Consider the following 8,360-nt stretch of genomic DNA (forward strand, 5'->3'; position numbering starts at 1 on the left):
CTCATGCGTGACATCCACGGCCACCCGCAGGGCCTCCGGCGCGTTGCCGGAGACACCGTCCACCGTGATCGACGACTGGGCCGTTCCCGGATCGGGTATGACGTGGACCCCATCGTTGAGGAGGGTCGACCGCCGGGGCTTCGCGACCGGATCGGGGTCCGGTTCACCGAACGCCTCGCCGATGTCGATACGGGGGGTGCTGGCACCCGTGTACGCGATGGGCTTGCCGGTGGCTTTCAGCAGCGATTCGAGTGACGCGACGCTCTTGCCCGGATGCGCCTCCCGGAGCACCGCCAGGGCACCCGTCACGTGCGGAGCCGCCATCGACGTCCCGTTCTTCGAGGCGTACCCGTCACCGGGAACGGACGAGACGATGCCGGTGCCGGGAGCGAAGACATCCAGCAGTGCACCCCGGTTGGTGAAAGAGGACAACTGGTCGTCGTCGGTCGTCGAGCCGACCGTGATGGCGGAGCCGACGCAGCCCGGGGCGTTCACCGCGTCGCCGTAGCCGTTGTTGCCGGCCGCGACCACGGTGGCTACGCCGTCGGCCAAGAGAGCCTCGATGGCCAGTGCGCGGGGATCACCGTCGCAGGCGGTGGCATATCGGCCACTGCCGAGGCTGAGGTTCGCGGCAACAACCGGTACGCCGGACTGTTCGAATTCCAGCACCTTCTCCAGCGCCGCGATCTGCGCACTGGTGAAGCTGAGCACGCAGGGCGTGGCGCCGGTGCCGCAGTAGGCCTCGGAGGTGAACTTGCTGAAGACCTGGATGGCCACGATGTCGGCGCCGGGGGCCACACCGGACGCGGGTGCTCCGGTGATGCCGGTGCCGTCACCAGCGGCGATACCGGCCACGTGGGTTCCGTGCTGGCATGCGGCAATGGCCGCGCACTCCCCGGCCGCGGCGTCGGCGGTACCTGGTCCTTCTTCCTCGTCCTCGCCGTCGGGGCACAGGCTGGAGGCGGAGTAGTCGGCGTCGGCCGGGGAGATGCAGGCCTCGGCGACTACCCGGTCACCGAGGAACGGATGGCTGGTGGCGACGCCGGTGTCCAGGATGGCCACCGCGCTGCCGGCACCGGTCATACCGGCCGCCGCGGCCCGGTCGCCCCCGATGAGGGGAACGCTCTGGTCCAGACTCGGTGGGACGGGCGTGTCCTCGGTGACACTGACCACGCCGGGCTGGGCCGCGAGGGTGTCCAGGCCCGCACCGTCCACCTTGAGGGTGACAATCGGCAGGCTGCGGAACGTCTGCAGGGTCTCACCGGCGGTTGCCGCGCTGGACAGGTCCGTGCGGTTCCCGGTGACGACGTTGACGCGGACCGTGCCGCCGTCGGCGGTCGCGTCGTACAGCGGCGGGTCGACGGGATCATTCGCCGCTTCGGCCGCCGCGAGGGAGCTGACGGGCGTGGTGGCGTGAGCCGGCAAGGCGCCGAGGTACACGGCGATCACCGTTGCGGCGATCACCGGCCATATCGGTCTTTTCAATTTCTCTCCATGGAAAAGCGGAGGACGGGCACAGCGGCGCCCGAAGGAATTGAGCGTGACGGAAGGCCGGATGGACGGGAATCGCAATCCGGCCTTCCTGCGTTTCACACGCGGGTCTTCAGTGGTAATGCCGACGGTCAGGTCGCATTCGCGCCGCTCTTCGCCCGGCCGAACACCGTCACCGCCGCGTAGTACAAGTTCGCGGCGGAACGGCAGGGGCTCTTGATCCAGTAGCCGTTGCAGGTCTTGGTGTAGAGGGACGTCCAGAAGACGCCGTCCACGGCGAAGCCCTTGTTGCGGGACAGGTACTTGTAGTAGCCCTTGTAGGAGTTGCCGATGGTGCCGTAGCCGTAGTCGTGCTGGTCACAGGCGGGACGGAAGTCATAGCCCAGGGGCCGGTCCGGAGCGCTGGTGCAGTGATCGTGGTTGATGCCGCGCACCTTGGTGCCGTTCGGCAGCTTCTTCCACACGGGTGAGTGCCAGCCGTAGTGCGCCACCTTCGTGGTGCAGCCGGACTTCGTGTAGTACACCCAGCTCGTCGCGGTGTTGCACTTCGCCGGGTACGACTGTGGCCCCGACAGGTCCTCGTCCACGAACTCCGAGGCGGGCGGCGCGTCGGTGAGGGTGGCGTCGGGGTCCGAGGCATCGCCGTCGACCGTGTCGCCCGGCGTCGGGACCGCCTCCCCGACCGGGGTGACACCCGGGAGCGCGGATCCCGCCGAGAAGTCCAGGTGCCAGTCGCCGCTGATCGGCGAGGTGATGTCGGAGAGCCGGTCGGTGGTGTCGTAGGAGTAGGTGGCCTGCGGCTCGCTCGACTCAACCGGATTGGTCACGGTGCGCAGCAACCCGGACGAGTCGTAGGCGTACCGTGCGAGGGTCTGCGTGGTTGCTCCCTCGGTGACGGTGATGTCCTTCACCTGGCCGGCGTAGTCGCCGATCGAGGAGGCCGTGGCCGTGGTCGCGTTCGCGTAGGTGATCGTGGTGGACGTCGCCAGCTTCTCACCGAAGGCCGGGTCCGTGATTCCGGCCACGCGCCCCTGGGTGTCGTACTCGACGTCGGTGGCGTAGACGTTGCTGCCGACGCTGGTGACCCGCCACGTGTCGGCGCCCGTGCCGGCCTGCTCCCACTCGTAAGTGGGTTTGAGGTCCGCCGCCGGGATCGGCTCGCCCGACTCGTCGGTGAATGTGTCGTCCCCGCTCTCCGTCGCGGCCAGGTCCACACCGATGACCTCGACGATCGACGTCTCCAGACTGCCCGTCGCGTCATTCCACCGGGAGGTCTCGGTGATCTGGGACCCGTCGGAGGTCACGTAGTTCTTCACGCCGCCGCCGTTCGGGAAGTCGACGCTGGACTTGAGCTCGTACCGGAGTGTCTCCTCGGCGCCCAGATCGGTCACCAGGATGGTGTCTCCCTGCTGTTCCAGTGTTCTGTTGAGCTGGCCGCCGACGAACTCCGCTTCCCAGCTGGGGCCGAACACGCCCATGTCGGTACGGGTGTCCGGAGCGTCCTCGGGCGAAGCGACTCCGTCGGCCTGAGCACTCACCGAGTGCCGACGGTTGGCAACGATGCCGGCCACATCGCTTTCGGTCACCTCGAAGGTCTGGGTCTCCGAGTAGTACTGGCCGGGGCCGACATCCTGGACCGTCCCCTCCGCCAGCGGTTGGTCGATGGCCTCCGCCGCCACCGCTTGCTGCTGCGGAAGGAGCAGCGAAAGGCCGAGCACGGCGACGACAGGCAGCGCAGTTCTGCGCACAGGTCCCCCCTCATGGGAATCAGGTCGCTTGATCGCCTCGGACCTTAAAGGGCGGGTGATCACATCCGCCAGATCATGTAAAAAAGGGGGCAGCATTCCGTCCTGGTTGCAGCAGTGAAAAGCGCCGTCCTCACTCGTCGAAGGTGCAGCAAGCGAGGAAAACGCTTTTACGCCACGCATGGCTGGAACGATGAGGAACGAATCCGGCGAGATACCGGCAATGCCGTTTGCGGCACCACCCGCTCCCTCGATTCCGCGGTGGGTTCACGCCACCCGGCAGGCCATGTGCCGAAATCGAAGACCACCGATGGACCGCACTGACAGTAGCCGTCCGTTCACGCCCGGGAAGCGGAACATGGCCCTCGACATCCGAGTGATCCAGATCACTCCCCAGCGGGACCGCATCCCGAGAAGCGCGACTTCAACCATGAGGAGCGTCACACAGCTACGGGCCCGGAGAAGGAGCGGAGACGTCAGGCGCGGTGCGAACGGGTTCTGACGCGCGGCTGCGATCCCTGACTGCCGTCCGGCCACATCTGCGGCCTCCGCTTGGCTGCCACATCCTCCATCCAGCCGAAGCTGACGATGCAGGTGCAGATGAACATCCACACGATCACCAGGACCGGCCACGGGCTCTCCAGCAGCCACGAGAAGTGCTGCCACATCACGTCGATGTTCCACAGCTGGTCCCACAGGGTCGCGGCCGTGAGGATGCAGATGTTGTGCCAGAGGTAGATCGTGACGGCGCGGGAGTTGAGCAGTGTGATCAGCCGGTCCCAGGGGCGGAGCAAGCGTGGCCATTCCGTCCAAGAGGGGCTGACGTGCAGCAGCAGCATCACCGTGGCGAAGGACCAGAGCGACTGCGCGAACGGGATGTCGTCGAGGTCGTGCCCCGCCTTGAAGCCGTGGGTCAGCGCGTACCAGAGGCCGTAGCCGGCGACGAACGGCACCAGGGAAGGGACGACGTACCGCGGCAGCTTCTTCAGGACGCCCTGCTGGTGGGCCATGCCCAGGATCCAGCAGGCGCCGAACGTGCTGAAGTCGGTGACGGTCGAGTCGATCCGGGTGAACGGGATGTGCACCCAGCCGAACTCCAGCGCGGCGGCCAGCGCGAGGGGCGACAGGATCGTCGGCCAGGGCAGCGCCTTCAGGGCCTTCAGGATGAACGGGGACAGCAGGACGTACCAGAGGTACGCGCGGATGTACCAGAGCGGTCCCGCCAGTTCGGCGGCCCAGTCCTCACCGATGATGTTGTGGACGCCGGGCAGCCCCTCCGCGTACGGCGGGTCGCTGAGCGGCACGATCCAGTACAGCAGGTGGAACCACCACCAGCCGGGGTGGCCCTCCGCGTCCGGCCCCCAGCCCTGGAGCACCATGCCCGTGACTCCGACGGCGCCGAGCAGCCACAGCGGAGGCAGCAGCCGGCGCATACGGCTGCGTACGACCTGCCCGGCCGGACGCTTGAGCGAGCGCGCCATCAGGTTGCCCGCGAGCGCGAACATCACGCCCATCGAGGGGAACACCACCGGGAGCCAGGACCAGCCCATCAGGTGGTAGAAGACGACCCGGAAGAGGGCGACCGCGCGCAGCAGGTCGAAGTAGCGGTCGCGGACGGGTTTGCGCCGCTCGGCCGTGTTCGGGGGCGCGGGCGGGGCCGTGTCGTCCGTGGCGAGAGGCAGGAGGGACGGTGCGCCCGGCGAGGGAGGGACTGTGGTCATCGGACGGGCTCCTGCTTCTCGTTCATGACACGCAGGCTCTGCGACGGAATACCTCCGGGCGCCTCGACGACACCCGTCCGCCGCAGTTTCTGCCAGCGCAGGCGGCCGCCGGTGAGGGCCGTGATCCAGGACTGGAGCAGCACGACGTACATGAGCTGGCGGTAGAGGATCTGCTGCAGGGGCAGCGAGATCAGGTGGGTCATGCGTTCACGGTCCAGGCGGAAGGCGTAGGCCGCGCAGACGGCCTGCAACGCCAGGACGCCCAGCCACGCGCCGATCGTCTTCTCGGTCGGGCCGAAGATGATGCCGTAGAGCAGGAAGATGTCGATCAGTGGCGCGAGCAGCGGGGCCAGCACCATGAACAGCGAGACGAAGGGCAGGCCGACGCGGCCGAAGCGGCCCGAGGGGCCCCGGTCGACGACCGCGCGGCGGTGCTTCCAGATCGCCTGCATGGTGCCGTAGGACCAGCGGTAGCGCTGGGACCACAGCTGCTGGACGGTCTCGGGGGCCTCGGTCCAGGCACGGGCGTTCTCCGCGTAGACGACCTTCCAGCCGTCCCGGTGCAGCGCCATCGTGACGTCGGTGTCCTCGGCGAGGGTGTCGTCGCTCATGCCGCCGATCGGGGTCAGCGCGGTGCGCCGGAACGCGCCGACCGCGCCCGGGATGGTCGGCATGCAGCCCAGCACGTCATACATCCGGCGGTCCAGGTTGAAGCCCATCACGTACTCGATGTGCTGCCAGGCGCCGATGAGGGAGTCCCGGTTGCCGACCTTGGCGTTGCCGGCCACCGCGCCGACCCCCGGGTCGCCGAACGGCTGGACGAGTTCGCGGACCGTGGACGGCTCGAAGACGGTGTCGCCGTCCATCATCACGACGATGTCGTGGCTGGCGTTGGCCAGGCCCCGGTTGAGGGCGGCCGGCTTGCCCGCGTTGAGCTGCCGGATGACCCGTACGTTGGGCAGGCCCATCGCCTCGACGATGCGGGCCGTGCCGTCCGTGGAGCCGTCGTCGACGACGATGATCTCGACCGGGTGGTCGCTGGACATCAGGGAACGCACGGTGTTCTCGATGCACTTGGCCTCGTTGTACGCCGGGACCAGTACCGACACCGGTTCGGTGACCGGCGGGCCCCAGGCGAAGTCGCGGCGCCGCACCCGGCGGGCGTGCACCACGGAGAGCAGCAGCATCAGGCCGAACCGCCCGATGACCAGTGTGCCGATGACCGCGAGGCCGACCACGAGGACGTCCGTGATGTGGTCGGACGCGGCGACCAGGAAGACCCACGCCTTGCCCTTCCACAGGTCGGCGCCGGTGACCTCGGAGTGTGCGCTGGGCAGGTCCAGTGCCTCGGAGAGGTTGTCGAACTGGTAGCCCCGCTGCTGGAGTTCGGGCAGGAACTTGTCCAGCGCCTGGACCGTCTGGTGGCGGTCGCCGCCGGAGTCGTGCATCAGGACGATGGCGCCCTTGCCGCCGTGCGGGGTGGCCCGGCGGATGATCTCGTCGACGCCGGGCTTCTTCCAGTCCTCGCTGTCGGTGTTGTTGACGACGGTGAGGTAACCGCGGGACCCGATGTACTCGGTGACCGGCCAGGACTTGTTGTCCATGGCGTCGGCGAAGGAGGAGTACGGCGGGCGGAAGAGGGAGGTGCGGATGCCCGCCGCGCCGGTCAGCGCCAGCTGGTTCTGCGACAGCTCCCAGTCGATGCGGGACTTCGACTGGTAGGAGAGGTCGGGGTGGTTGAAGGTGTGCAGGCCCACCTCGTGGCCCTCGTCGACCATCCGCTTGACCAGGTCCGGGTAGCGGGAGGCCATCGTGCCGGTGACGAAGAAGACAGCGTGCGCGTGGTGCTTCTTCAGCACGTCCAGGACCTTCGGGGTCCAGGTCGGGTCGGGGCCGTCGTCGAAGGTGAGGACCAGTTCGTGGTCCGGCACGCTCATCGACTCGGTCCGGCCGGCCCGGGTGTCGATCACCGGGCCGCCCTCCAGGATCTTCTCCGGCACCTTGTCGGTGGCGGCGGGCGGCTGTATTCGGTGATCGGCGAGGATCTCGCTGTGCACGTAACCGCGCAGCATGAGCATCGCCATCATCGCGACGAGGACGAGCACCGGCAGGAGCAGGCGCAGCGGCAGACGGCGCCGCCGGGAGCCGCCACGGGCTCCGGGGGCGGCGCCGTGACGACGGGTGCGGGCGGCCATCAGAAGGTGTACTCCACGAGCGGTGAGTCGGGGGCGGGCGCGCCGGATTCGGCGGCGAGGGGAGTCGGGGTGCCTGGGGCCTGGGCGAGGTTGCCGGGGTCGTTGCCGGTGCCCGCGCTGTCGCCGCCGGTGGTCTCGGTCGGGTCGGCCGTGGTGTCGTCGGTCGGCGTCGCCGGGTCGGTCGCGTCGGGGTCCGGTGCGGTGGCCGTGTCGGTCGCGCCGGGCTCGGTCTCGCCGTCGCCCGGCTCGGGCGCGGTCCCCGTGGCGGTCGACTCCGACTGGGTCGCGGTGCCGGACTGCTCGGTCGCCGGGGCGGTGTCCGACGCGGACGCGCCGGTGTCCGGGAGCTGCTCCTCGACGCCGGTGGCGGAGGGCGTGGGGTCCGGGGTGGGGCTGCCGGTGTCGGAGGGGCTCACCGAACCGGTGGGCAGCGGGGTGGTGTCGACCTTGCCGGCCGGTTTGCCGTCCTCCTTGCCCGGTACCGGCAGCCAGGGCGCGTCCGAGCTGCCCGACAGCAGGGTCACCACCATGACCACGGCGTAGACGGCGCAGGCGAGGCCGACGGCTATGCCTATTCGGCGGTAGAGGCGGCTGCGCCGGCCCGACTCGTCGACGAAGACCGGCCGGTCGGCCGCGTCGGCGGACAGCGCCCCGCCCGGCCCGCCCTTGGCCCGGTGCAGCACGCCGTCCCCGAGTTGCACGGCGTCGAGCTGGACGGTCACCTCGTGCGGATCGTGCTGGTCGTGCGCGTCGGCCTCGCCCCTGCCGAGGGCGCCGCCGCCCTCCTGCCAGGGGTCGCGCACCACGGCGGTGCGCAGCACGTCCGTGGCAGCGGTGCCGGCCGGGCCGGCGGCCTTGCGGAACCGGTCCGCGGGGGCGGTCATCGCGGTGGCGGCCCTCGTGGTGGCGGTGGTGGTGGCTGGCCGGGTGACCTTGGGCCATCCGCTCGTCGCGGCGGGCGCGGGGACGGGCGCGGGCGCGCCAGAGGTGGCGGGGGCGGCGGGCAGTACGTCCGTCACGGCGCCGGAATCGGCCGGGGTGGCGGGCGGCAGTACGGCGGTCGGATCGACGGAATCGTGCACGGCCGGTACTACGGCGGTGGCGTCGGCACGGTCATGCACGGCCGGGACCACGGCGGTGGCGTCGGCACGGTCATGCACGGCCGGGACCACGGCGGTGGCGTCGGCACGGTCATGCACGGCCGGGAC

5 protein-coding genes are annotated in these 8,360 nt (G+C 69.6%); all 5 read right to left on the minus strand.

From position 1 onward, the window contains the following. On the minus strand, window positions 1–1,593 hold a 1,593-nt coding region (locus ACTT8P_RS16635; RefSeq protein ID WP_442832417.1), incomplete at its 3' end, for a S8 family peptidase. Window positions 1,594–1,622: 29 nt separating this feature from the next. Beyond that, window positions 1,623–3,239: a phospholipase A2 gene (locus ACTT8P_RS16640; RefSeq protein ID WP_442832418.1), complete on the minus strand. Its 1,617-nt coding sequence runs from the start codon at window positions 3,237–3,239 to the stop codon at window positions 1,623–1,625. A 473-nt stretch (window positions 3,240–3,712) separates the two neighbouring features. After that, window positions 3,713–4,957: an acyltransferase family protein gene (locus ACTT8P_RS16645; RefSeq protein ID WP_442832419.1), complete on the minus strand. Its 1,245-nt coding sequence runs from the start codon at window positions 4,955–4,957 to the stop codon at window positions 3,713–3,715. After that, complete coding sequence (locus ACTT8P_RS16650; protein ID WP_442832420.1) at window positions 4,954–7,152, minus strand: glycosyltransferase; 2,199 nt, start codon at window positions 7,150–7,152, stop codon at window positions 4,954–4,956. The genes ACTT8P_RS16645 and ACTT8P_RS16650 overlap by 4 nt, the downstream gene beginning before the upstream one ends. Next, window positions 7,152–8,360 (minus strand): hypothetical protein (locus tag ACTT8P_RS16655; protein WP_442832421.1); only part of this gene is annotated, 1,209 nt, incomplete at its 5' end. The genes ACTT8P_RS16655 and ACTT8P_RS16650, both read right to left, overlap by 1 nt.

The sequence above is a fragment of the Streptomyces sp. JW3 genome, from assembly GCF_052216785.1.
Taxonomy (GTDB): domain Bacteria; phylum Actinomycetota; class Actinomycetes; order Streptomycetales; family Streptomycetaceae; genus Streptomyces.